Genomic DNA, 26,033 nt, shown 5'->3' on the forward strand with positions numbered 1-26,033 from the left:
GAAATCAACCGAGATTCCCTTAGTAGTGGCGAGCGAACGGGGACCAGCCCTTAAGTGGCCTTGAGATTAGCGGAACGCTCTGGAAAGTGCGGCCATAGTGGGTGATAGCCCTGTACGCGAAAGTCTCTTGGCCATGAAATCGAGTAGGACGGGGCACGAGAAACCTTGTCTGAATATGGGGGGACCATCCTCCAAGGCTAAATACTACTGACTGACCGATAGTGAACTAGTACCGTGAGGGAAAGGCGAAAAGAACCCCGGAGAGGGGAGTGAAATAGATCCTGAAACCGTATGCGTACAAGCAGTGGGAGCAGACTTTGTTCTGTGACTGCGTACCTTTTGTATAATGGGTCAGCGACTTATATTCAGTGGCGAGCTTAACCGAATAGGGGAGGCGTAGCGAAAGCGAGTCTTAATAGGGCGTTTAGTCGCTGGGTATAGACCCGAAACCGGGCGATCTATCCATGGGCAGGTTGAAGGTTAGGTAACACTGACTGGAGGACCGAACCGACTACCGTTGAAAAGTTAGCGGATGACCTGTGGATCGGAGTGAAAGGCTAATCAAGCTCGGAGATAGCTGGTTCTCCTCGAAAGCTATTTAGGTAGCGCCTCACGTATCACTCCAGGGGGTAGAGCACTGTTTCGGCTAGGGGGTCATCCCGACTTACCAAACCGATGCAAACTCCGAATACCTGGAAGTGCCGAGCGTGGGAGACACACGGCGGGTGCTAACGTCCGTCGTGAAAAGGGAAACAACCCAGACCGTCAGCTAAGGTCCCAAAGTCATGGTTAAGTGGGAAACGATGTGGGAAGGCTTAGACAGCTAGGAGGTTGGCTTAGAAGCAGCCATCCTTTAAAGAAAGCGTAATAGCTCACTAGTCGAGTCGGCCTGCGCGGAAGATGTAACGGGGCTCAAACCATGCACCGAAGCTACGGGTGTCACGCAAGTGACGCGGTAGAGGAGCGTTCTGTAAGCCTGTGAAGGTGAGTTGAGAAGCTTGCTGGAGGTATCAGAAGTGCGAATGCTGACATGAGTAACGACAATGGGTGTGAAAAACACCCACGCCGAAAGACCAAGGTTTCCTGCGCAACGTTAATCGACGCAGGGTTAGTCGGTCCCTAAGGCGAGGCTGAAAAGCGTAGTCGATGGAAAACAGGTTAATATTCCTGTACTTCTGGTTATTGCGATGGAGGGACGGAGAAGGCTAGGCCAGCTTGGCGTTGGTTGTCCAAGTTTAAGGTGGTAGGCTGAGATCTTAGGTAAATCCGGGATCTTAAGGCCGAGAGCTGATGACGAGTGTCCTTTAGGACGCGAAGTGGTTGATGCCATGCTTCCAAGAAAAGCTTCTAAGCTTCAGATAACCAGGAACCGTACCCCAAACCGACACAGGTGGTTAGGTAGAGAATACCAAGGCGCTTGAGAGAACTCGGGTGAAGGAACTAGGCAAAATGGCACCGTAACTTCGGGAGAAGGTGCGCCGGTGAGGGTGAAGGACTTGCTCCGTAAGCCCATGCCGGTCGAAGATACCAGGCCGCTGCGACTGTTTATTAAAAACACAGCACTCTGCAAACACGAAAGTGGACGTATAGGGTGTGACGCCTGCCCGGTGCCGGAAGGTTAATTGATGGGGTTAGCGAAAGCGAAGCTCTTGATCGAAGCCCCGGTAAACGGCGGCCGTAACTATAACGGTCCTAAGGTAGCGAAATTCCTTGTCGGGTAAGTTCCGACCTGCACGAATGGCGTAACGATGGCGGCGCTGTCTCCACCCGAGACTCAGTGAAATTGAAATCGCTGTGAAGATGCAGTGTATCCGCGGCTAGACGGAAAGACCCCGTGAACCTTTACTATAGCTTTGCACTGGACTTTGAATTTGCTTGTGTAGGATAGGTGGGAGGCTTTGAAGCGTGAACGCCAGTTTGCGTGGAGCCATTCTTGAAATACCACCCTGGCAACTTTGAGGTTCTAACTCAGGTCCGTTATCCGGATCGAGGACAGTGTATGGTGGGTAGTTTGACTGGGGCGGTCTCCTCCTAAAGAGTAACGGAGGAGTACGAAGGTGCGCTCAGACCGGTCGGAAATCGGTCGCAGAGTATAAAGGCAAAAGCGCGCTTGACTGCGAGACAGACACGTCGAGCAGGTACGAAAGTAGGTCTTAGTGATCCGGTGGTTCTGTATGGAAGGGCCATCGCTCAACGGATAAAAGGTACTCCGGGGATAACAGGCTGATACCGCCCAAGAGTTCATATCGACGGCGGTGTTTGGCACCTCGATGTCGGCTCATCACATCCTGGGGCTGAAGCCGGTCCCAAGGGTATGGCTGTTCGCCATTTAAAGTGGTACGCGAGCTGGGTTTAGAACGTCGTGAGACAGTTCGGTCCCTATCTGCCGTGGACGTTTGAGATTTGAGAGGGGCTGCTCCTAGTACGAGAGGACCGGAGTGGACGAACCTCTGGTGTTCCGGTTGTCACGCCAGTGGCATTGCCGGGTAGCTATGTTCGGAAAAGATAACCGCTGAAAGCATCTAAGCGGGAAACTTGCCTCAAGATGAGATCTCACTGGAACCTTGAGTTCCCTGAAGGGCCGTCGAAGACTACGACGTTGATAGGTGGGGTGTGTAAGCGCTGTGAGGCGTTGAGCTAACCCATACTAATTGCCCGTGAGGCTTGACCATATAACACCCAAGCAATTTGCGTCGAATGAGCAGATTGCGGTGTATGAAGACGAAGTGAACCGAAAGTTTGCCACGCACAAAACACCAAAGACTGTCACGTACCCGATTCGCTGGAGCGTTGCCCAGGCAACGAGCCGGCTACCGAATTTCTTGACGACCATAGAGCATTGGAACCACCTGATCCCATCCCGAACTCAGAAGTGAAACGATGCATCGCCGATGGTAGTGTGGGGTTTCCCCATGTGAGAGTAGGTCATCGTCAAGATTAAATTCCAAAACCCCTATCTGCGCAGGCAGGTAGGGGTTTTGTCTTTTGCGGTGTTGAAACGGGCGTTGAAACGTCCGGAGCCGGGCTTGCCCGCGAAGAGGCCACCACGCTCCGCGTCACAGCACGGGGGCAGCACCATCCTCATCCGGCATAGATGTTAAAGTTCTGCCTTCGTTTCTGAATTCTCCAAGGAAGTCGTCATGCCGGACGCGACGTCACTCAATCCTGCGTTCATGGTTGTGCAGAGCAACAGCCCTGAGGAACTGCGCAGCCTGGTGATCAACGTGATGCGGCGTTACCCCCTGGCCCCCCTGGAGAACGAAATTGCCCTGGTGCAGAGCAACGGCATCGCCCAGTGGTTGAAGCTTGCCCTGGCCGAAGATGCCGAGGAGGACGACTCCGGGGGCTGCGGCATTGCCGCCGCCATCGATGTGCAACTACCCGGTACCTTCCTGTGGCAGCTCTACCGCATGGTATTGGGGCGCGACGAGATTCCGGCCAAGTCGCTGCTCGACAAGGCACCGCTGACCTGGCGCCTGATGCGTCTGTTGCCGGAGTTGATCGACCAGCCGCACTTCGAACCCCTGCAGCGTTTCCTGACCCACGACAGCGACCTGCGCAAACGCTACCAGTTGGCCGAACGCCTGGCCGACCTGTTCGACCAATACCAGGTCTACCGTGCCGACTGGCTGGAAGACTGGGCTGCCGGCCGCCACCAGTTGCGCAATGTCCGCGGCGAGATCAAGCCGCTGAACCCGGCCAACTGCTGGCAGGCCGAGCTGTGGCGCGCACTGTTGCTGGATGTTGGTACCGAAGGCATGGCCCAGAGCCGGGCCGGTGTGCACCAGCGGTTCATCGAGCGTATCAACAACCTCGAAGCCGCCCCGCGAGGCCTGCCCCCACGGGTGATCGTCTTCGGCATTTCCTCGCTGCCGGCCCAGGCCCTCGAAGCCCTGGCCGGCCTGGCGCGGTTCAGCCAGGTGCTGCTCTGCGTACACAACCCCTGCCGTCACCACTGGACCGACATCGTCGCCGACAAGGACCTGCTGCGTAACGAATACAAGCGCCAATCACGCAAGCCCGGCATGCCCCTGAGCCTCGACCCCGAGGCCCTGCACCAGCATGCCCACCCCCTGCTGGCCGCCTGGGGCAAGCAGGGCCGCGACTACATCAACCTGCTCGACAGCTACGACGACCCGAACAGCTACCGGGCGGCTTTTCGCGATGGTCGCATCGACCTGTTCAGCGACAGCACGCCGCAGACCCTGCTCAACCAACTGCAGGACGATATCCTCGAACTGCGCCCGCTGGCCGAAACCCGTGAACGCTGGCCTGCCGTCGACCTGCTGCAGGATCAGTCGATCCGCTTCGAAGTCGCCCACAGCGCCCAGCGCGAAGTGGAGATTCTCCACGACCAGTTGCTCGCCCGCTTCAGCGCCAACCCGGATCTGCGCCCCCGTGACGTGATCGTCATGGTTCCGGACATCGACAGCTACGCCCCGCATATCCGTGCGGTCTTCGGCCAGCTCGAACGCAGCGATCCGCGCTTCATCCCCTTCACTCTGGCGGACCAGGGCCAGCGTGGACGCGACCCGCTGCTGATCGCCGTCGAACACCTGCTGAAGCTGCCCGACAGCCGTTTCCCGGTCAGCGAAATTCTCGACCTGCTCGACGTGCCGGCCTTGCGCGCCCGCTTCAATGTCCAGGAACGCGACCTGCCGACCCTGCATCGCTGGATCGAAGGCGCTGGCATCCGTTGGGGCCTCAGTGCCGAGCAACGCGCCGATCTCGGCCTGCCCGATGAACTGGAGCAGAACAGTTGGCGTTTCGGCCTGCGCCGCATGCTGCTGGGTTACGCCGTTGGCAGTGGTGAAGGCTGCGAAGGCATCGAGCCTTATGACGAAATTGGCGGCCTCGATGCCGCGCTGATCGGTCCGGTGGTCGCCCTGCTCGATGCCCTGGAAATCGCCCACCAGGAACTCTGCGAACCGGCTCGCCCGCAGCAGTGGGGCGAGCGCCTGCAAGCGCTGCTGCAACTGTTCTTTCTCGCCAGTACCGAGCACGATGACTACCTGTTGATCCAGCTCGAACAACTGCGCGCCACCTGGCTGGAAACCTGCGAGGCCGTCGACCTGCAGGAGGAACTGCCGCTGACCGTGGTGCGCGAGGCCTGGCTTGCCGGTCTCGACCAGGGCCGCCTGTCCCAGCGTTTCCTCGCCGGTGCGGTGAACTTCTGCACCCTCATGCCGATGCGGGCGATCCCGTTCAAGCTGGTCTGCCTGCTCGGCATGAACGACGGCGATTACCCGCGCGCCCAACCGCCGCTGGACTTCGACCTGATGGGCAGCGACTACCGCCCCGGCGACCGCTCACGCCGCGAAGACGACCGCTACCTGCTGCTCGAAGCTGTGCTCTCGGCCCGTGAACAGTTGTACATCAGTTGGGTCGGTCGCAGCATTCGCGACAACAGCGAGCGCCCGGCCTCGGTACTGATCGGCCAGTTGCGCGACCATATCGCCAGCGGCTGGCGACTGCCCGACGCCGACGGTGAACGCCTGCTCGAAGCCCTGACCCGGGAGCACCCGCTGCAGCCCTTCAGTGCCCGCTATTTCCACGAAGGGGATGCCGGCCTGTTCAGCTACGCCCGTGAATGGCAGCAGTTGCACCAGCAGCAGGGCTCCAGCGAGCCTGCCGGTGAGCTCGCCCCCTACAGCCAGGATGAGCCGCTGACCTTGGCCCAACTGCAAGATTTCCTGCGCAACCCCGTGCGGCATTTCTTCAGCCAGCGCCTGAAAGTCTTCTTCGAGGCCGCCGAAGCGCCATTGGCCGATGAGGAACCCTTCGTCCTCGATGCGCTGCAACGCTATAGCCTCAGCGACAGCCTGCTCAATGCCGCCTTGCAGCAGGTGGACAATCCCCAGCAGGCGTTGAACGACCAGGCCCGGCGCCTGCAGGGCAGCGGCCTGCTGCCCATGGCCGGCTTCGGTGAATTGCTGCAACAGGAACTGATCGAGCCGCTGCCCGGCCTGCTGGAGCGCTACCGGCAACTGCTGATGCTTTGGCCGACACCAGTGCCCAGCGCCGTGCCGGTCAGCATCGATAGCAGCAGTGGCGTGCGTCTGGAAGGCTGGCTGGCCGGCCTGCATCAACGCAGCGATGGCGGCTACCTGGCCGTCACGACGATCCCCAACGGCATCGGCTCGCTCAAGACCCGCAAATGGCATCGCCTGACCCGACCCTGGGTCGAGCATCTGGTGGCCTGTGCCTGCGGCGTGCCGCTATCTACCGCGCTGGTCGCCAGCGACGATACCCTGTTGCTGCCTCCCTTCGAGCCGGAGCGGGCCCACACTCTGCTCGGCGAATTGCTGCTGGCCTGGCAGGTGGGCATGCGCCGGCCCTTGCCGGTGGCGATCAAGACCGCGTTCGCCTGGTTATCCCAGCCGGATCCGGCCAAGGCCGAGGCCGCCGCCCGCAAGGCCTATGAGGGCGATGGCGTCAACAGCGAGGGCGAGCGGCGGGAAAGTGCGGCCCTGGCCCGGCAGTTCGCCGACTACGATGCGCTGGTGGCCAGCGAGGAATTCGAGGGTTGGTGCGACAGCCTCTATCGACCCTTGCTCGAAGCACCGTGGCGCTCCCTGGTGAACGAGGAGGCGCGCCCATGAGCGACAAGACACCGTTGGCCCTGGCCTTCCCGCTGCGCGGCAGCCAACTGATCGAAGCCAGTGCCGGTACCGGCAAGACCTTCACCATCTCCGCGCTGTACCTGCGCCTGGTTCTCGGCCATGGCGGCGAGGCGGCCGGGTTCGGGCGCGAGCTGCTGCCGCCGCAGATCCTCGTGGTGACCTTCACCGATGCCGCCACCAAGGAGCTGCGTGACCGTATCCGCACCCGTCTGGCCGAAGCCGCGCGTTTTTTCCGCGACGAGATCGCGGCCCCGGACGACCTGATCGCCCAACTGCGTGCCGAATACGCCGCCGAGCAATGGCCCGCCTGCGCCAATCGCCTCGACATCGCCGCGCAATGGATGGACGAGGCTGCGGTCTCGACCATCCACGGCTGGTGCCAGCGCATGCTGCGCGAGCACGCCTTCGATAGCGGCAGCCTGTTCACCCAGACCCTGGAAACCGACCACAGCGAGCTGCTCGGCGAAGTGCTGCGCGACTACTGGCGGCTCTATTGCTACAAGATGCAGGGCGACGCGCTGCACTGGGTGCGCGCCAACTGGGTCGGGCCTGACGCTCTATTGCCGAGGGTGCGTGCGCTGTTCGGCAATGTCGACCGCGACAACGAAGAAGGTGCCCCGGAGCCTGCCGAACTGATCGAGGCCTGTCTGCTCGAACGCCGTGAAGCCCTGTTGCAGATCAAGGCACCCTGGAAGCAGTGGGCCGCCGAGTTGCGCGAGATCTGCCTGCAAGGCGTGGCGAGCAAGGCGGTCGACGGTCGCAAGATGCAGGCGCGCTACTTCGAACCCTGGTTCGAAAAGCTCACCGCCTGGGCCGAAGACGAAGCCCTGGAACAACTGGATATCGGCACCGGCTTCACCCGGTTGACCCCCGAGGGCATGGCCGAAGCCTGGAAGGGCGAGGCCCCACGGCATCCCGCGCTCGAGGCGATGGCCGCCCTGAAAGCCAGCCTCGATGCCTTGCCGACCCCTGACGCCGCGGTGCTGGAACACGCCGCCCGCTGGGTCGGCGCACGCTTCGAGGACGAGAAGCGCCGTCGCGCCGAAATGGGCTTCGACGACATGCTGCTGCGCCTCGACGCCGCGCTGCGTGCCGAGGGCGGCGAGCGCCTGGCCGGGCTGATCCGCGAGCAGTTCCCGGTGGCCTTGATCGACGAATTCCAGGACACCGACCCGGTGCAGTACCGGATCTTCGAAAGCATCTACCGCATCGAGGACAACAGCCCCGATGGCGGCCTGTTCCTGATCGGCGACCCGAAGCAGGCGATCTACGCCTTCCGCGGTGCCGATATCTACACCTACCTGCGCGCGCGCCAGGCCACCCTCGGCCGCCTGCACACCCTGGACACCAACTTCCGTTCCAGCCATGCGATGGTCCGCTCGGTCAATCATGTGTTCGAACGGGCCGAGCAGCGGGAGCAGGGCCGTGGTGCCTTCCTGTTCCGCGAGGGCGAAGACAACCCGGTACCCTTCGTGTCGGTAGAGTCTCAGGGCCGCAAGGAGGCGTTCCAGATCGATGGCCAGCCCCAGGCGGCCCTGAACGTCTGGCAGTTGTCCTCCGAGCAGCCGCTGTCCGGCGCGGTCTACCGCCAGCAACTGGCCGCCAGTTGCGCCAGCGAGATCGTCGGCCTGCTCAATGGCGGGCAGCAGGGCCGCGTCGGTTTCAGCCGCGACGGCCAACTGCAGGGCGTGCTGCCCTCGGATATCGCCATCCTGGTCCGCGACGGCCAGGAAGCGCAGGCGGTACGCGGCGAGCTGGCCGCGCGAGGGGTGCGCAGCGTGTATCTGTCGGACAAGGACTCGGTGTTCGCCGCCCAGGAAGCCCACGACCTGCTGACCTGGCTCAAGGCCTGCGCCGAGCCGGATGTCGAGCGCCCGCTGCGCGCGGCCCTGGCCTGTATCACTCTGAACCTGCCGCTGGCCGAACTGGAGCGGCTGAACCAGGACGAACTGGCCTGGGAGGCGCGGGTCATGCAGTTCCGTGGCTACCGCATGTTGTGGCGGACCCAGGGTGTGCTGCCGATGCTGCGCCGCCTGCTGCATGACTTCCAGTTGCCCCAGGCGCTGATGGCCCGCAGTGACGGCGAGCGGGTGCTGACCAACCTGCTGCACCTGTCCGAGCTGCTGCAACAGGCCTCCGGTGAGCTGGATGGCGAACAGGCGCTGATCCGCCACCTCGGCGAGCACCTGGCGCTGTCCGGGCAGGCCGGTGAAGAACAGATCCTGCGCCTGGAAAGCGACGAGCAACTGGTCAAGGTCGTGACCATCCACAAATCCAAGGGCCTGGAATATCCCCTGGTGTTCCTGCCCTTCATCTGCTCGGTCAAGCCGGTGGACGGCAGCCGGCTGCCGCTGCATTACCACGACAGCGACGGCAAGGCCCAGGTCAGCCTCAAGCCTACCGCCGAACTGATCGCCCAGGCCGACGACGAGCGCCTGGCCGAGGACCTGCGCCTGCTCTACGTGGCCCTGACCCGCGCCCGGCACGCCTGTTGGCTGGGCGTGGCCGACCTCAAGCGTGGCAACCACAACAGTTCGGTGCTGCACCTGTCGGCCCTGGGCTACCTGCTCGGTGGCGGTGCGGTGCTGGCCGAATCCACTGGCCTGGCCGGCTGGTTGCGCGATCTGCAACAGGGCTGCCCGGCGCTGGCCTGCCAGGAACTGCCCGTGCCCAACGACCTGTCGTACCAGCCTGCGCGCAACCAGGCGACCCTGCTCGAACCGCTGCTGCCCAGGCGCAAGGCCGCCGAGCATTGGTGGATCGCTTCCTACAGTGCCCTACGCATCAGTGAGCAGTTGGGCGCCGGCAGTGATGAAGCGCCGGAAAACCCCCAGGCGCAGAAACTCTTCGACGACGAGCGGCTGGACCCGGACGCACCGCGCGAAGTGCTGGCCAGCGGAGGCGATATCCATCGTTTTCCCCGGGGGCCGAACCCCGGCACCTTTCTCCATGGCCTGCTGGAGTGGGCCGGTGACGAACGTTTCACGGCCGACCGCGCGCTGATCGAAAAGGCCGTCGCGCCGCGCTGCAACCTGCGTGGCTGGAAGGGCTGGATCGAGACCCTGAGCGACTGGCTCGCGCACCTGCTGCAGGTGCCTTTCCGCCTTGGCGACGGCCAGCCGCCGGTGGCGCTCAACAGCCTCGCCAGCTACCAGGTGGAAATGGAGTTCTGGTTCGCCAGCCACAAGGTCGACGTGCAGCAGGTCGACGCACTGGTTCGTCGCCACACCCACGGCGGCGTCGCCCGGGCGGCGGCCGAACCGGTACTGCTCAACGGCATGTTCAAGGGCTTCATCGACCTGACCTTCGAGCATCAGGGCCGCTACTACGTGGCCGACTACAAGTCCAACTGGCTGGGTGCCGACGATGCGGCCTATACCGAGCAGGCCATGGCCGCCTCGATCCTCGAGAACCGCTACGACCTGCAGTACGTGCTCTACCTGCTGGCCCTGCATCGCCAGCTCAAGGCACGGGTACCGGACTACGACTACGACCGGCACATGGGCGGGGCCCTGTACCTGTTCCTGCGCGGCACCCGCGCGCCGAGCCAGGGCGCCTATTTCGCCCGGCCGCCACGCGTGTTGATCGAACAACTGGACCTGCTGTTCCAGGGCAAGCCGGTACCGAAATCCGAACCCGCCTGGGAGCAGGGGAGTCTTTTATGAAACGTTCCTTCGCCGACCTGCTGCCCACTGCGCTGAATGATGACAGCCTCGCCGAACTGGCACCGCTGACCCGCGCCGAGGACCTGCTACTGTTGCTCGAACGCTGGTTCGAGCGCGGCTGGGTACGGGCGCTGGACAAGGCGTTCGTGGCCTTCCTGCATGAGCTCGACCCGCAGGGCGATCCGCTGGTGCTGCTGGCGGCCGCCCTGACCAGTCATCAATTGGGTCATGGGCATGTCTGTCTCGACCTGTTGGAAACCCTGAGCGAGCCGGACTTCGCCCTGTCGATGCCGCCGGAAGGCGACGTGCAGAGCGCGGCGCTGCTACTGCCCTCGCAACTGCTGGTGGCGCTGGATGGCGAGGCCTGGTGCCGGGCATTGCAGGCCAGCCCGCTGGTGGCATTGGCCGACGATGAGAGCCTGGAGGCCGGACAGCGGCCGCTGGTGCTCAGTGGTCGGCGGTTGTACCTGCGTCGTTATTGGACCTATGAGCGGCGGATCGACAGCGCCTTGCGCCTGCGGCTGGCCGAACAGGAAGCCACCCCGGACGATCTGGCCCGGCGCCTCACCGAACTGTTTGGCGCCGCCGGCAGCAGCGGGCGCATCGACTGGCAGAAACTGGCCTGTGCCCTGGCCACGCGAGGTGCTTTCAGCATCGTCACCGGCGGTCCCGGCACCGGCAAGACCACCACCGTGGTGCGTCTGCTGGCCTTGCTCCAGGCGCCGGCGGTGGAGGCGGGCAAGCCGCTGCGCATCCGCCTCGCCGCACCGACCGGCAAGGCCGCCGCGCGGCTGACCGAATCCATCAGTGCCCAGGTGCGTTCGCTGACCATCGATGAAGCGGTGCGTGCCCGGATCCCCAGTGAAGTGACCACCGTGCACCGCCTGCTCGGCAGTCGCCCGGGCACCCGACACTTCCGCCATCACGCCGGCAACCGCCTGCCGCTGGATGTCCTGGTGGTGGACGAGGCATCGATGATCGACCTGGAAATGATGGCCAACCTGCTCGACGCGCTGCCGGTGCATGCGCGGCTGGTGCTGCTGGGGGACAAGGACCAGTTGGCTTCGGTGGAAGCTGGCGCGGTGCTCGGCGACCTGTGCCGCGATGCCGAGGAGGGCTGGTACAGCGCCAGCACGCGCGCCTGGCTGCTGGCGGTCAGTGGCGAGGATATCGGCACCAGTGGCCTGTGCGAGGCCGCCGAGGGTAGCCATTCGCTGGCCCAGCAGGTGGTGATGCTGCGCCACTCGCGACGCTTTGGCGAAGGCAGCGGCATCGGCCAGCTGGCGCGGCTGGTCAACCAGCAGGCGGCCGACGAGGCCCGTGCCCTGTTGCAGGCGGGCGCGCATGCCGACCTGTTCGCCCTGGCCCTCAAGGGCGAGCAGGACCGCAAGTTCGACAAGCTGGTGCTCGATGGCGAGGGCAGCCAGCGCAAGGGCTATCGGCATTACCTCGACGTGATGCGCGGTCATCGTCCGTCCGTTGAGCGTGACCTCGATGACCCGTGCTGGGAAGACTGGGCGCGTGCGGTGCTGCGCGCCTTCGATGAGTTCCAGCTGCTCTGCGCCGTGCGCAAGGGACCCTGGGGCGTCGAAGGCTTGAACCAGCGCATCACCGAAGCGCTTTATGCGAGGCGGCTGATCGACAGCGACCAGCACTGGTACGAGGGCCGGCCGGTGCTGATGACCCGCAACGACTACGGGCTGGGCCTGATGAACGGCGATATCGGTATCGCCCTGCGCCTGCCCGAGCGCGATGGGCCGCAAGTGGGCAAGCAGATGCTACGGGTGGCGTTTCCCCGTAACGACGGCCAGGGCGGTGTGCGGTTCGTCCTGCCGAGCCGCTTGAACGATGTGGAAACCGTCTACGCCATGACCGTGCATAAGTCCCAGGGCTCGGAGTTCACCCATACCGCGCTGATCCTGCCCGAGGCGCTGAACCCGGTGCTGACCAAGGAACTGATCTACACCGGGATCACCCGGGCCAAGGACTGGTTCAGCCTGCTCGAACCGCGTGGCGGGGTGTTCGAGGAGGCGGTGCGGCGCAAGGTCAAGCGCCTGAGCGGGCTGATGCTGGAGCTGGGGTAGCGGGATTCAGGGCTTGCCCGCGAAGGGCCGCCCCCTCACCTCAACGCCCAACCCTGTCCAGCGCCGCCACTTCCTGGCGCTCGATCCCCATGAACCGTCGCACCCGTTCCCCCTGATCACCCTCGCGAATCTCCCGCGGGCTGGCATCGAGCTGCACCACGCCGCTCTCCATGAAGATCACCCGGTCGGAGATCGACATGGCGAAATCCATCTCATGGGTGACGATGAGCATCGTCATGCCTTCGTCGGCCAGCTCGCGGATCACCTTGAGCACGTCTCCCACCAGCTCCGGGTCCAAGGCCGAAGTGGGCTCGTCGAACAGCATGATCTGCGGCTCCATCGCCAGCGCCCGGGCGATCGCCACCCGCTGCTGCTGGCCGCCGGACAACTGGTGCGGGTACTTGTGGGCATGGGCCAGCAGGCCGACCTTGTCCAGCAGCGTCAGCGCCCGCTGCTCGCTCGGTTCATGGCTGGCCCCGTGATAACGCGGCGCCAGGGTGACGTTGTCGAGAATGCTGCGGTGCGGGAACAGGTTGAAGTTCTGGAACACCATGCCGATGCTGCGCACGCCCCGGCGGACCTGCGGGCTGTTGGCGCGGTCGCTGGCGCTGATGAAGCTTTCGCCGAACAGCACGATTTCGCCCTGGTCGATACTTTCCAGGCCGTTGATGGTACGGATCAGCGAGGTCTTGCCGGAGCCGGACGGGCCGATGATCGAGATCACCTGGCCGCTGCCGACGTTCAGGTCGATGCCCTTGAGCACTTCGTGATTGCCGTAGCGCTTGTGGATATTGCGCAACTGCAGGGCCGGGGCGGCTCCGGCCATCGGCAGCGGGCGGACGCTCGCCGGTGACGGCAGCAGGCGCGACCTGAGGCTGGCGGTGGCGCTGTCGGCGAGGGCTTGCGGCTTGCGCTGGTTCAGGTCCAGGTAGCGCTCCAGGCGTTGCAGCAGCCAGCCGAACAGGCTGACGATCAGCACGTAGTACACCGCCACCGCGCCGAGGGTTTCCATCACCAGGAAGTTCTGCGCGTAGAGACGCTGGCCGACCGTGAGGATTTCGGTGAGGGAGATCACCGAGACCAGCGACGTCAGTTTCACCACGGTGATGTATTCGTTGATCAGCGTCGGCAGCGAAATGCGGAACGCCTGGGGAATCACGATCAGCCGTTGCAGCCCGAGCAGGCCGATGCCGAGGGCGCGGCCGGCCTCCTTCTGGCCCTTGGCGACCGAGATCAGCCCGCCGCGATGGATCTCGGCCATGTACGCCGCCTCGGTGACCACCAGAGCGAACAGCCCGGAGTAGAACGGGTTGGACAGCACCCGGCCGGTGGCCGGCAACAGTTGCGGCAGGTTGTAGACGAACACCACCAGCACCAGCAGCGGAATGCTGCGGAAGAACCAGATGTACACCGCGGCCGGTACGCGCAGCCAGGCCGAGGCCGACAGCTTGGCCGAGGCCAGGACGAAGCCCAGCACCATGCCGATGAACCAGGCCAGGGCGCTGAGCTCGACCACCGTGACACAGGCCTGCCAGAAGGCGGGCATCGAGAACAGCGAAAGAAAATAGGGCCAATCGAATTGCATGGGAACCTCGGTGATTCAGGGCCTGGCGCCTTTTTGGGGAAAAACATTGCCCCTGGAGAAACCGATCGGGGTGAACACCTTCCTTGTGGGAGCCGGCCGGGCGGTTCCCACAGGAGGTGCGTCTTCCACGGGGCGTGTGCTTATTCCGCCGCTTCCAGCGCGTACTTGTTCAGGATCGCCGTGTACTCACCGCTCTTCTTCGTCTCCTCGAACGCCTTGAGCAGTGCCTGGTAAGTGGCGTCATTACCCTTCTTCACGAAGATCCCCAGGGTCTGCTGGTAGATCGGATGTTCGGTGGTCACCACCACCCGGCCCTTGGTCCGCTCGGCAATCATCTTCGCCGCACCGGCGATTTCCACCTGCGCCTGGATATTGTTCGACAGCAGCGCCTGGGTGACCTCCGGCGCCGAGGGGTATTCGCTCACGGTGATCTCCCCCTTGCCCTTGGGCACGCAGTATTCGCTGGACAGCTTGCGGAACTGCGCGACCCAGGTGGTGCCCTGTTCCAGGCCGACCTTCAGTCCGCACAGGTCCTCCGGCGTCGCCGGCTTCAGCCCGCTGTCCCTGGGCACCATGATCGCCGCGCCGGTCCTGGCGTAGGCGATGGTCATGGCCTGGGTCTGGCGCTCGGGGGTGATGTACATGCCGGAAATGATCGCGTCGAACTTGCCGGCGTTCAGGCCCATGATCAGGCTCGGAAATTTGGTGTCGATGAACTCCGCCTTGCTCTCCATGTGCTTGGCCAGCGCGTGGGACAGTTCCGGATCGGAGCCGACCACGTTCTTGTCCGCGTCGTAGGACTCGAAGGGCGGATAGGTGATTTCCATGCCGATTTTCAGTTGGCCGGGCGTGGCCGTCGCGGCGGCGAAGGCGCTGGCGGTGCAGAACAGGGTGGTGGCGAGCAGGGTCAGGCCAGGGAGGTGCTTGAGCATGGACGATAACTCCGGGTTGGGTAGGTGAGCGGCAGGTTCAGGAAGGCTGCGCCTGGTTTTTCAGGTGACCGAAACTCGAGGGTTTGCGGGCTTTTTCCGGCAGGTCGATCTCGCCGTTCTCCACGCGCCGGCGCAGGTACTGGTAGGTCTGCAGCGCCTGGCCGTACATGTGCTCGCCGATGGCGATCTGTTCGTATTCCTGGCCCGCCTTGGCGAAGCTCGGCAGCGGCCGGATCAGGGTGTGGTAGTCGCAGGCGTAGAACAGCGGGAAGGCGTAACGCTCCTCGCTGACGGTACGTACCCGGTGGGCGGTGGCGACGAAGGCACCGGCGGTCATCACTTCGAGCATGTCGCCGATGTTCACCACGAAGGTGCCGGGGATCGGTGGCGCGTCGATCCACTGGCCCTGGTCGTTCAGCACCTCCAGGCCGGGCTTGTCGGCCAGCAGGATGGTGAAGCACTCGTAGTCGGTGTGGGCGCCGATGCCCGGGGCGTCCTGGGCGGCGTCATCGAACGGGTAGTGGATCAGCCGCAGCTTCGACGGCGGCCGGGTGACCAGCGCATCGAAGGTGTTTTCCTCCAATCCCAGGGCCAGGGCGAAACCGCCGAACAGCTTGCGTCCCAGGGCGAAAACCGCGGCGTAGTAGGCCTGCGCGGCCTCCTTGAAACCCGGTAGCGTCGGCCATTCGTTCGGCCCCAGCAGCGGGGTGCCGGCCAGCACCAGCGGGTCGTCCGCCGGCACCTCGAAGCCGATGTCGAAGGCTTCCTTGTGGTCCGGCTTGCCCTTGGCATACACCTCTTCGCCCTCGGGCACGAAGCCCTTGTGGGTCTTCGAGGTGCCGATGTAGTGCTGCATCTTGGTTTCGAACGGTTGGGCGAAATAGTCCCTGGCCGCCTGGCGCAGGTTGGCGATCAGTTGCGGGTCGATGCCGTGCCCGGTGATGTAGAGGAAACCGACCTCGCTGGCGGCGGTGCCCAATTGATCGGCGACCGCCAGCCGATGTTCCAGTTCGACGCTGAACAACCCGGCGATATCCACCACCGGAATGCTCTTGAAATTGGCCTGGGCCGGATGCTTGTGACTGTTCTCAGGCATGACGCGAACGCCTCACGGTTGGGTTGAATGACGGAAACGGTCGAAGTGCTCGCGCTCGGTGCGGGCCATCCACACGTTGAGCGACCACAGGTCGGCGACCGGAACGTTGGTGAAGGGCAGGTGATGCAGGTAGCCGTCGGCACCGAACTCCGGGGTCAGTGTGCTGACCGTGTAACCGCGGGCCTGCTGGGCGCGCCAGACGCTTTCCCAGTGGGCCTGGTGGAAGGCCAGCTCGCGGGCGTACTCCGGGGCGCCGGGATGAGGCACCTGCGGGCCCTGGTCATAGCCGACCCGGGCCTGGATATGGTGGACGCGCTCGACGAATGGCCGCAGGTCGTCGGCCGGGTCGTCGAGCAGGCGCTCGCAGGTGACCACCCAGTGGCTGATGTCGCTGGTGAAGCGCAGGTCGGGCAGTTGCCGGATCAGCTCAAGGGTCACCCAGGGGTTGAACAGCGAGCGTGCACGATGGGTTTCGAAACTGCAGGCCTGGCCCTGCCGGCGGGCCAGGTCCATGGCCTGGCCGAAGAACTCCACCTGCTGCGCCAGGGGCCAGCGGTCGTTGCCGGCCAGTACGTTGACGAAACGTGGCTCCAGCTCGGCGGCCCAGGCGAGTTTCTGTTCGAGGTCGCGCAGATGCTCGACGGGGGCTGCCGACTGCTCGGGGAGCACATCGTAGGCGGTGAAGACGGTGCTGATGTAAGGCGTGCGGTTGGCACGCAGGAAGGCGGCGAACTCGGCACGTTCTGCGGCCGCCAGTGGCAGGCGGGCTTCCATGCCGTCGAAGCCGGCCTCCAGCAACTCGTCGAGTGCCTGGGCCTTGCTGGCGGTGTAGCCCCACAGGGTGCGGAAAATCTCCAGTTTCATCAGTGAACCTCGACCAAACCTCAAGCTGCTCGGGACCCGCCACGGCGTGAAGCCTGGGCGAGCGGTTAGGGCAGTTGGAAAGGTTTCGTCGAGCCGGCCCTCTTCTGTGGGGCGGTCTCACTGACGCCAGGCGCCGCTTGCGCAGCGTCATGAACCAGCCTGCGAAGGGCGATGGGTCGATCTTAGGCAGCCCCGCAGGCGGGAAAAAATAGCAAACCTCAAATCGATACTTCAGAGATTTCTAAACCAATAGTGGGCTATGCATGATCTCAATCTAACGCTGGTTTGCCAGCTATATGCTATCGTTGCGGCAATATTCTGACGTAGTATCCAGAGAATTCTCACATGAACATGGCTGCCTGGATGATGTGGCGGTTTTTTGGCTCAAGACAGTTCGCGGCGTCCGTCCTGTGTTGCCTGTTCATGCACTCGGGCATGGCCGAAGACGCCGCTCCCCGTGGCGGCGCCGAGCAGCGGGCCCAGGCCGTCACCCAGGTGGTGCTGGGTATTCTCAGCTACGCCCGCTGGCCGGTGGAGCCGGCGCAGTTGCGCCTGTGCATCGTCGGGCCGACCCAATACACCGATGACCTGGTCAAGGGCACGACCCAGGCCACCGGCCGCCCGGTGCTGGTACAGCGCCTGCTGGCCAGCAATCCGGCCGTCGGCGACAGCTGTGACGCGGTGTACATCGGCCAACTGTCCAGCAACGAGCGCAACCAGTTGTTCGCGTCACTGGCCGGCCATGCGGTGCTGAGCATCAGCGAAGAAGGCGATCATTGCGTCGTCGGCAGCCTGTTCTGCCTGCGTGTCGGCGACGAGCAGGTGGCGTTCGAGGTCAACCTGGATTCGGTGGCCCGCAGCGGCGTGCGCATTCACCCCAGCGTCCTGCAACTGTCCCGCCGGCGGGCCCCACAGCCATGATCGGTCTGCACAAGCCGGACAACCGCCGCACCCTGCGTTCGGTGCTGGGGCGTGGGCACATGCTGGTGGCCCTGGCGGCGGTCGGCCTGGTCAGCGTTTCGCTGACCTTGCTCGGTGTGCTGGCGCTTCGGGTCTACGCCGACCACAACCTGCACCTGATCGCCCGCTCCATCAGCTACACCGTCGAGGCGGCGGTGGTGTTCAACGACCGCAGTGCGGCGACCGAAGCCCTGGACCTGATCGCCTCGAGCGAAGAAGTGGCCGAGGCCGAGATCTTCACCGCCAGCGGCCAGCGCCTGGCCCATTGGCAACGCCCGGAAACCGGTCTGCTGTCGCGGCTGGAAATGCAACTGGCGAGGAGCCTGCTGGAACAGCCCATCGAACTGCCGATCCTGCACCAGAACCGCGAGGTCGGCAGCGTGCGCCTGACCGGTCATGGCGCCAGCCTGATGCGCTACCTGCTCAGCGGCCTGGCCGGCATCCTGGTGTGCAGCGTGCTGGCGGCCTGGCTCGGCCTGTACCTGGCCCGCCGGCTGCTGCGCGGGATCCTCGTGCCGCTGCGCAGCCTGGCCGAAGTGGCCCACGCCGTGCGTAGCGAGCGGGCCTTCGAGCGGCGGGTACCGCCGGCGCAGATTGTCGAACTGGACAACCTCGGCAACGACTTCAATGCCCTGCTCGATGAGCTGGAAGCCTGGCAGACGCACCTGCAGAACGAAAACCAGACCCTGGCGCACCAGGCCAGCCACGACAGCCTGACCGGCCTGCCCAACCGGGCCTTCTTCGAAGGTCGGCTGATGCGCGCCTTGCGCAACGGTGCCCGGCAGGGCGAGCGGGTGGCGGTACTGTTTCTCGACAGCGACCGCTTCAAGGAAATCAACGACACCTTCGGCCATGCGGCAGGCGATGCGGTATTGGTGGCCGTGGCCACGCGGGTGCGCGCGCAACTGCGTGAAGATGACCTGGTGGCGCGGCTTGGCGGCGACGAGTTCGCCGTGTTGCTGACCCCGCTGCACAGCATCGAGGACGCCGAGCAGATTGCCGAGAAGATCATCGCCAGCATGGAACTGCCGATCCCGGTGCCCGGCCCGACCCAGGTCGTCACCTCGCTGAGTATCGGCATCGCCGTCTACCCCGATCACGGCAACACCCCGGGGTCGTTGCTCAATGCCGCCGATGGCGCCATGTACCAGGCCAAGCGCCTTTCCCGAGGCAGTCGACACACCGCGCAGTCGGAGCACAGCGCCGCCTCAGTCCCCACCAGGAGTTGAACCCTTGTCTACCTTGACCCAACGTTCCCTGCGATTTTTCAGCGTTGCCCTGTTTGCCGCCCTGCTGGCGCTGGGCGGCTGCCAGACGGCTGCGCAGAAAGGCCTGAGCCCGGCGCAGATCGCCGTCCTCAAGCAGCAGGGTTTCGAACTGACGGACGATGGCTGGGCTTTCGGCCTGTCGGGCAAGGTGCTGTTCGGCAGTGACCTGGATGGGTTGAACCCGCAAAGCCAGGCCATCGTCGAGCGGATCGCCAGGGCCCTGCTCAGCGTGGATATCCAGCGGGTGCGGGTGGATGGGCACACCGATGCGTCGGGCAAGGACGACTACAACGAACAGTTGTCGGTACGCCGGGCCAACAGTGTGGCGACGGTACTGCGGCAGTCCGGGATGAAGCCGGAAAACATCCAGGTCCGTGGCCTGGGCAGCCGCGAACCGGTGGCCAGCAACAGCACCGTGGCCGGGCGGACAGAAAACCGCCGGGTGGCGATCGTGGTGATTGCCGACTGAGTGCCCGCGAAGAGGCCTATCCGACTGGCGGCATTCTAATCGACGAACCGAAGCGCCCGCGTCTCCCCCAGCAGCAGCGGTCGATTCAGTTCCGTGACTTCCCGAATGTAGTCCCACAACAGATTGATCCGCTTGAGTTTTCGCAGATCTTCCCGGCAATACATCCAGAACTGCCGGGTGATACTCACCTCATCCGGCAACACCGGCAGCAGGTTCGGGTCCTGGGCCGCCAGGAAACACGGCAGGATCGCCAGCGCCCGGCCCTGTTGCGCCGCGACGAACTGGGCGATCACGCTGGTGCTGCGCAGGTTGGCGGTGGCGTTGGGCAGCAGGTTGGCCAGGTACAGCAGCTCGTTGCTGAACGCCAGGTCGTCGACGTAGCTGACGAAACGGTGCCGGCCCAGGTCGCTGGCGCGGCGGATCGGCGGGTGCTGGTCCAGGTACGGCTGGGTCGCGTACAGCTGCAGGCGGTAGTCGCACAGCTTGCAGCACACATAGGGCCCGTGCTCCGGGCGCTCCAGGGCGATGACGATATCCGCCTCGCGCTTGGACAGGCTGATGAAGTGCGGCAGCGGCAGGATATCCACCGAGATCGCCGGGTAGGCGTCGACGAAATGGCTCAGTTGCGGGGTGATGAAGAAGCTGCCGAAGCCCTCCGTGCAGCCCATGCGCACATGCCCCGAGAGCGCCACGCCAGACCCCGACACCTGCTCGCAGGCCATGTGCAGGGTGCTTTCGATGGACTCGGCATAGCCCATCAGGCGCTGGCCCTCGGCGGTGAGGACGAAGCCGCTGGTGCGCGACTTTTCGAACAGCAGGGTGCCCAGGGCCGCCTCCAGCGAACTGATGCGCCGTGACACCGTGGTGTAGTCCACCGCCAGGCGCTTGGCCGCGCTGCTGGCCTTGCGGGTACGGGCAACCTCAAGGAAAAACTTCAGGTCGTCCCAGTTCAATGAACCCAAAGACGTGATGTTTTTTTGCATGTTGATCCGGTTTTTATGTGCGTTCTTATTAGAAGAATGCACATCTATACTCCAAAAACAGTCCAGTCACCATGCTCGGGTATCGTCCCGTCCAGGATTCGGCCATTACAATAATTCAGGAGACTTCCATGAACGTTTCTCTCAAGCCCGACGCCACCCTCAAGACCGCCCGGTTGCTGATCGACGGCGAGTGGGTCGAATCCCAGAGCAGTGAGTGGCACGACATCGTCAACCCGGCGACCCAGGAAGTGCTGGCCAAGGTGCCCTTCGCCACTGCCGCTGAAGTGAATGCGGCGATCGACGCCGCCCAGCGTGCCTTCCAGACCTGGAAGCTGACCCCCATCGGCGCCCGCATGCGCATCATGCTCAAGCTGCAGGCGCTGATCCGCGAACATTCCAAGCGCATCGCCGCCGTGCTCAGCGCCGAGCAGGGCAAGACCCTGGCGGACGCCGAGGGCGATATCTTCCGCGGCCTGGAAGTGGTCGAGCACGCCTGCTCGATCGGCACCCTGCAGATGGGCGAGTTCGCCGAGAACGTCGCCGGTGGCGTGGACACCTACACCCTGCGCCAGCCGATCGGCGTCTGCGCCGGGATCACCCCGTTCAACTTCCCGGCGATGATCCCGCTGTGGATGTTCCCGATGGCGATCGCCTGCGGCAACACCTTCGTTCTCAAACCGTCCGAACAGGACCCGCTGTCGACCCTGATGCTGGTGGAGCTGGCGCTGGAAGCCGGCGTGCCGCCGGGCGTGCTCAACGTGGTGCACGGCGGCAAGGAGGTGGTGGATGCGCTGTGCACCCACAAGGACATCAAGGCGGTCTCGTTCGTCGGTTCGACCGCCGTCGGTACCCACGTCTATGACCTCGCCGGTCGTCATGGCAAGCGCGTGCAGTCGATGATGGGCGCGAAGAACCACGCCGTGGTGCTGCCCGACGCCAACCGCGAGCAGACCCTCAATGCCCTGGTCGGCGCCGGTTTCGGTGCGGCCGGCCAGCGTTGCATGGCCACCTCGGTGGTGGTGCTGGTAGGGGCGGCGAAGCAATGGCTGCCGGACCTCAAGGCGCTGGCGCAGAAGCTCAAGGTCAACGCCGGCAGCGAGCCGGGCACCGACGTCGGTCCGCTGATTTCCAAGCGGGCGAAGGAGCGGGTGCTGGGCCTGATCGAAAGCGGCATCCAGGAAGGCGCCAAGCTCGAACTGGACGGCCGCGCGATCGTCGTGCCGGGCTTCGAGCAGGGCAACTTCGTCGGCCCGACCCTGTTTTCCGGGGTGACCACCGACATGCATATCTACACCCAGGAAATCTTCGGCCCGGTGCTGGCGGTGATGGAGGTCGACACCCTCGACGAGGCCATCGCCCTGGTCAACGCCAACCCCTTCGGCAACGGCACCGGCCTGTTCACCCAGAGCGGCGCCTCGGCGCGCAAGTTCCAGAGCGAGATCGATATCGGCCAGGTCGGCATCAACATCCCGATCCCGGTGCCGGTGCCGTTCTTCAGCTTCACCGGCTCCCGTGGCTCCAAGCTCGGCGACCTGGGTCCCTACGGCAAGCAGGTGGTGCAGTTCTACACTCAGACCAAGACGGTCACCGCGCGCTGGTTCGATGACGACAGCGAGAACCATGGCGTGAACACCACCATCAACCTGCGCTGAGCGAGGAACGGGCCATGAAGATCGCATTTATCGGACTGGGCAACATGGGCGCGCCAATGGCGCGCAACCTGATCAAGGCCGGGCACAGCCTGAACCTGTTCGACCTGAACCAGACGGTGCTCAAGGAGCTGGCGGCCCTCGGCGGGACCATCAGCACCTCGCCCAAGGCCGCGGCCGAGGGCAGCGAACTGGTGATCACCATGCTGCCGGCCGCCGCCCATGTGCGCAGCGTCTGGCTGGGCGAGGACGGGGTGCTGGCCGGGATCGGCGCCGGCGTGCCGGCGGTGGACTGCAGCACCATCGATCCGCAGACCGCCAAGGACGTTGCCGCCGCGGCGGCGAAACAGAATGTGGCGATGGCCGACGCGCCGGTATCCGGCGGTACCGGTGGCGCGGCGGCCGGGACCCTGACCTTCATGGTCGGCGCTTCCCAGCCATTGTTCGCCACCCTGCAACCGGTGCTGGCACAGATGGGCCGCAACATCGTCCATTGCGGCGAGGTCGGCACCGGGCAGATCGCCAAGATCTGCAACAACCTGCTGCTGGGCATCTCGATGATCGGCGTCAGCGAGGCCATGGCCCTGGGCGCCGCCCTGGGCATCGACACCCAGGTGCTGGCCGGGGTGATCAACAGTTCCACCGGCCGCTGCTGGAGTTCCGACACCTACAACCCCTGGCCGGGCATCATCGACACCGCACCGGCGTCGCGTGGCTATACCGGCGGCTTCGGCGCCGAACTGATGCTCAAGGACCTGGGCCTGGCCACCGAGGCCGCGCGCCAGGCCCACCAGCCGGTGGTCCTCGGTGCCGTGGCGCAGCAGTTGTACCAGGCCATGAGCCTGCGCGGGGAGGGCGGCAAGGACTTCTCGGCCATCATCGGTGCCTATCGCAAACCCGAGTAAGGTTTTTTCCGGGGGCTCGCGTCGGGCGGGTCCCCGGTTTTTTCCGGGACGTGCGTCCAAACGTTATCCGCGTATCCCCCGGCACAGTAGAATGACTGCCGAGAATCGGTTTCGAGGGGGCGGTGGTGGATCTACAGCAGGGTTTTGTCCTGACCCGGCATTGGCGCGACACCCCCGCGGGTACGCAGGTCGAATTCTGGTTGGCGACCGACGCCGGCCCCCGTCACGTGCGCTTGCCGCCACAACCCTCGGTTGCCTTCATTCCCGCCGAACAGCGTGAGCGTGCCGCCCAGCTGTTGAGCAAAGAGCGGGGGGTGGAATGGCGCCCGCTGGCACTGATGGATTTTCACCACCGCCCGGTGTGCGGCCTGTATTGCCAGCAGCACCGGCAGTTGATGAACATCGAGAAGCTGTTGCGCCAGGGCGGGGTGGATGTCTACGAGGCCGATATCCGCCCTCCCGAGCGCTTTCTCATGGAGCGTTTCATCACCGCGCCGGTGTTGTTCGCCGGTACGCCGAATACCGACGGGCCGCTGCTCGATACCCAGCTCAAGGCGACGGCGGACTATCGGCCACGGCTCAGGCTGGTGTCCCTGGACATCGAGACCACCATGCAGGGCGAGCTGTATTCCATCGCCCTGGAAGGTTGTGGCGAGCGCCAGGTGTACATGCTCGGGCCGCCGAACGGTGACGCCAGCCAGGTCGATTTCAAGCTCGACTATCGAGCGAGCCGCGGTGAACTGCTCGAAGCCCTGAACGACTGGCTGGCCCGGCACGATCCGGATGCAATCATCGGCTGGAACCTGGTGCAATTCGACCTCAAGGTGCTGCATGAACATGCCCAGCGCCTGAGCATCCCGCTGCGCCTGGGGCGTGGGGGCGATGTCATGGGCTGGCGCGACAACGGTGCGCGCAACACCCACTACTTCGCCGCGGCGGCCGGCCGGCTGATCATCGACGGCATCGAGGCGCTGCGTTCGGCGACCTGGAGCTTCCCGTCCTTCAGCCTCGAATACGTGGCGCAGCACCTGCTCGGCGAGGGCAAGTCGATCGACAACCCCTACCAGCGCATGGACGAGATCAATCGCATGTTCGCCGAGGACAAGCCGGCCCTGGCGCGCTACAACCTCAAGGACTGCGAACTGGTCACGCGGATCTTCGACAAGACCCAACTACTGACCTTCCTGCTCGAACGCGCCACCGTCACCGGCCTGCCGGCCGATCGCAGCGGCGGTTCGGTGGCGGCCTTCACCCACCTGTACATGCCGCTGATGCATCGCCAGGGTTTCGTCGCGCCGAACCTCGGCGAACGCATGCCCGAGGCCAGCCCCGGCGGTTTCGTCATGGACTCGCGGCCCGGGCTGTACGAGTCGGTGCTGGTACTGGACTACAAGAGCCTGTACCCGTCGATCATCCGTACCTTCCTGATCGACCCGGTGGGGCTGATCGAGGGCCTGCGGCATCCCGACGACAGCGAGTCGGTGGCGGGCTTTCGCGGGGCGCGTTTCTCCCGCACGCGGCACTGCCTGCCGTCGATCGTCGAGACGGTCTGGCAGGGCCGCGAGGCGGCCAAGCGCGACGGCAATGCGCCGCTGTCCCAGGCCCTGAAGATCATCATGAACGCCTTTTACGGCGTGCTCGGTTCCAGTGGCTGCCGCTTCTTCGATACGCGCCTGGCCTCGTCGATCACCCTGCGCGGGCACGAGATCATGCGCCGCACCCGGCAACTGATCGAGGCCCAGGGCTACACGGTGATCTATGGCGACACCGACTCGACCTTCGTCTGGCTCAAGCGCGCCCATGGCCAGGAGGAGGCCGCGCAGATCGGCCGCCAGCTGGTGGCCGGGGTCAACGACTGGTGGCGCGAACACCTGAAGCAGGAACTGGGCCTGGACAGTGCCCTGGAACTGCAGTTCGAAACCCATTTCAGCCGCTTCCTGATGCCGACCATCCGCGGGGCCGAGGAGGGCAGCAAGAAGCGTTATGCCGGGCTGGTGGTGCGTGCCGACGGCCGCGAGGAGATGGTCTACAAGGGGCTTGAAACCGTGCGCAGCGACTGGTCGCCATTGGCGCAGGCGTTCCAGCAGGAGCTGTACCGACGCATCTTCAGCTGCCAGCCCTACCAGGATTACGTCCGTGACTACGTGCGGCGTACCCAGGCGGGCGAGCTGGATGACCTGCTGGTGTATCGCAAGCGCCTGCGCCGGCGGCTCGGCGACTACGAGCGCAACGTGCCGCCGCAGGTGCGGGCGGCACGCCTGGCCGATGAATACAACGTCGCCCAGGGGCGGCCGCGACAGTACCAGGGCGGCGGCTGGATCAGCTACGTGATTGCCCAGGCCGGGCCGGAGCCGCTGGAGGTGCGTCGGTCGCCCATCGACTACGAGCACTACATCACCAAGCAGTTGCAGCCGGTGGCGGACGCGATCCTGCCGTTCGTGCAGGACGATTTCACCACCCTGATCGGCGGGCAGATGGGCCTGTTCTGAGGGTTTTGTATTGCAATGTATCTGGGAGGGGCGGTGATACTTGCGCACTTCAGAACCCTGGCTTGCGCACACATTCGAGATACCTCAAGGGCGTCAAATAGGTTCCAGGGAGGCAGACAACACTGGCTCCAACCAACCGAATACACACTTGAGGAAATCGCCATGAAACTGAAAGCACTCTGCACCGCCGGCCTGTTGTCCGCCCTGAGCCTCCTGGCCATCGCCGCCCCGGCCCAGGCCGCCAGCGCCAAACCGGATATCCGGCACGTGGTGTCGATCACCACCGATGCCATGGGCAGTTGCGATGTCGCCAAGGCGCACCTGACCTACCTGGACTCCCAGGGCCAGACCCACACCCTGGAATACGGCAAGTTCGCCAGTTGCAACCTGGGCAGCTGAGGCCTTGGGAACCCGCCTCACGCTCTCTCCTCCACCCGCATGAAACCGTACCGCGTCGCGGT

The 26,033-nt window shown here is 64.4% G+C and carries 15 protein-coding genes and 2 rRNA genes (1 of these 17 only partly in view); 12 read left to right on the forward strand and 5 right to left on the reverse strand.

The window, feature by feature from the left end; translation table 11 throughout:
• From ACMGT0_RS04340 to recD, 5 genes are all read left to right on the forward strand, one after another.
• Window positions 1-2,672, forward strand: a 23S ribosomal RNA gene (locus ACMGT0_RS04340) (it extends 219 nt beyond the left edge of the window).
• Window positions 2,673-2,821: 149 nt separating this feature from the next.
• Window positions 2,822-2,937: ribosomal RNA gene (gene rrf, locus ACMGT0_RS04345) — 5S ribosomal RNA — on the forward strand.
• A gap of 203 nt (window positions 2,938-3,140) precedes the next feature.
• Window positions 3,141-6,602: an exodeoxyribonuclease V subunit gamma gene (gene recC / locus ACMGT0_RS04350; RefSeq protein ID WP_416771619.1), complete on the forward strand. Its 3,462-nt coding sequence runs from the start codon at window positions 3,141-3,143 to the stop codon at window positions 6,600-6,602.
• Entirely contained in the window at window positions 6,599-10,288 is a 3,690-nt protein-coding gene (gene recB / locus ACMGT0_RS04355) for an exodeoxyribonuclease V subunit beta (RefSeq protein WP_416771621.1), read from the forward strand. The genes recC and recB overlap by 4 nt, the downstream gene beginning before the upstream one ends.
• The gene (gene recD, locus ACMGT0_RS04360; protein ID WP_416771623.1) at window positions 10,285-12,372 is read left to right on the forward strand and encodes an exodeoxyribonuclease V subunit alpha; all 2,088 of its coding nucleotides are present in this window, start codon (window positions 10,285-10,287) and stop codon (window positions 12,370-12,372) included. Before recB ends, recD begins: the two co-directional genes overlap by 4 nt.
• 40 nt (window positions 12,373-12,412) lie before the next feature.
• On the opposite strand, the gene ACMGT0_RS04365 is transcribed toward recD, so the two are convergent.
• From ACMGT0_RS04365 to ACMGT0_RS04380, 4 genes are all read right to left on the reverse strand, one after another.
• Window positions 12,413-13,957, reverse strand: coding sequence for an amino acid ABC transporter permease/ATP-binding protein (locus ACMGT0_RS04365; RefSeq protein ID WP_416771625.1), 1,545 nt, complete (start codon window positions 13,955-13,957; stop codon window positions 12,413-12,415).
• 140 nt (window positions 13,958-14,097) lie between these two features.
• Entirely contained in the window at window positions 14,098-14,889 is a 792-nt protein-coding gene (locus tag ACMGT0_RS04370; RefSeq protein ID WP_054060418.1) for an ABC transporter substrate-binding protein, read from the reverse strand.
• A 37-nt stretch (window positions 14,890-14,926) separates the two neighbouring features.
• A complete protein-coding gene (locus ACMGT0_RS04375) occupies window positions 14,927-15,985 on the reverse strand; it encodes an isopenicillin N synthase family dioxygenase (protein WP_054060417.1) in 1,059 nt (352 codons plus the stop codon).
• A gap of 12 nt (window positions 15,986-15,997) precedes the next feature.
• A complete protein-coding gene (locus ACMGT0_RS04380) occupies window positions 15,998-16,849 on the reverse strand; it encodes a sugar phosphate isomerase/epimerase family protein (RefSeq protein WP_273826367.1) in 852 nt (283 codons plus the stop codon).
• 435 nt (window positions 16,850-17,284) lie between these two features.
• Between ACMGT0_RS04380 and ACMGT0_RS04385 the strand changes: the two genes are divergently transcribed.
• From ACMGT0_RS04385 to ACMGT0_RS04395, 3 genes are read left to right on the forward strand one after another with little or no spacing between them, the layout of a single operon-like run.
• The gene (locus ACMGT0_RS04385; RefSeq protein ID WP_239688082.1) at window positions 17,285-17,770 is read left to right on the forward strand and encodes a YfiR family protein; all 486 of its coding nucleotides are present in this window, start codon (window positions 17,285-17,287) and stop codon (window positions 17,768-17,770) included.
• Window positions 17,767-19,038 (forward strand): diguanylate cyclase domain-containing protein, encoded by a 1,272-nt coding sequence (locus ACMGT0_RS04390; protein ID WP_416771628.1) that lies wholly within the window; start codon window positions 17,767-17,769, stop codon window positions 19,036-19,038. Before ACMGT0_RS04385 ends, ACMGT0_RS04390 begins: the two co-directional genes overlap by 4 nt.
• Before the next feature lie 4 nt (window positions 19,039-19,042).
• Window positions 19,043-19,546: an OmpA family protein gene (locus ACMGT0_RS04395; protein ID WP_054060413.1), complete on the forward strand. Its 504-nt coding sequence runs from the start codon at window positions 19,043-19,045 to the stop codon at window positions 19,544-19,546.
• A 35-nt stretch (window positions 19,547-19,581) separates the two neighbouring features.
• Here ACMGT0_RS04395 and ACMGT0_RS04400 read toward each other — a convergent pair whose 3' ends face one another.
• Entirely contained in the window at window positions 19,582-20,529 is a 948-nt protein-coding gene (locus ACMGT0_RS04400; protein ID WP_054060412.1) for a LysR family transcriptional regulator, read from the reverse strand.
• 128 nt (window positions 20,530-20,657) lie between these two features.
• On the opposite strand from ACMGT0_RS04400, the gene ACMGT0_RS04405 reads away from it, so the two are divergent.
• The 4 genes from ACMGT0_RS04405 to ACMGT0_RS04420 all read left to right on the forward strand — a co-directional run bounded on the left by ACMGT0_RS04405 (window position 20,658) and on the right by ACMGT0_RS04420 (window position 25,971).
• A complete protein-coding gene (locus ACMGT0_RS04405; protein WP_054060411.1) occupies window positions 20,658-22,181 on the forward strand; it encodes a CoA-acylating methylmalonate-semialdehyde dehydrogenase in 1,524 nt (507 codons plus the stop codon).
• A 14-nt stretch (window positions 22,182-22,195) separates the two neighbouring features.
• Window positions 22,196-23,083: a 3-hydroxyisobutyrate dehydrogenase gene (mmsB, locus tag ACMGT0_RS04410; RefSeq protein WP_054063724.1), complete on the forward strand. Its 888-nt coding sequence runs from the start codon at window positions 22,196-22,198 to the stop codon at window positions 23,081-23,083.
• 125 nt (window positions 23,084-23,208) lie between these two features.
• A complete protein-coding gene (locus ACMGT0_RS04415; RefSeq protein ID WP_416771631.1) occupies window positions 23,209-25,572 on the forward strand; it encodes a DNA polymerase II in 2,364 nt (787 codons plus the stop codon).
• A 162-nt stretch (window positions 25,573-25,734) separates the two neighbouring features.
• Window positions 25,735-25,971, forward strand: coding sequence for a DUF2790 domain-containing protein (locus ACMGT0_RS04420; RefSeq protein ID WP_054063725.1), 237 nt, complete (start codon window positions 25,735-25,737; stop codon window positions 25,969-25,971).
• Window positions 25,972-26,033 lie beyond the last annotated feature (62 nt).

The organism is Pseudomonas sp. RHF3.3-3 (assembly GCF_048069595.1).
Classification (GTDB): domain Bacteria; phylum Pseudomonadota; class Gammaproteobacteria; order Pseudomonadales; family Pseudomonadaceae; genus Aquipseudomonas; species Aquipseudomonas fuscovaginae_B.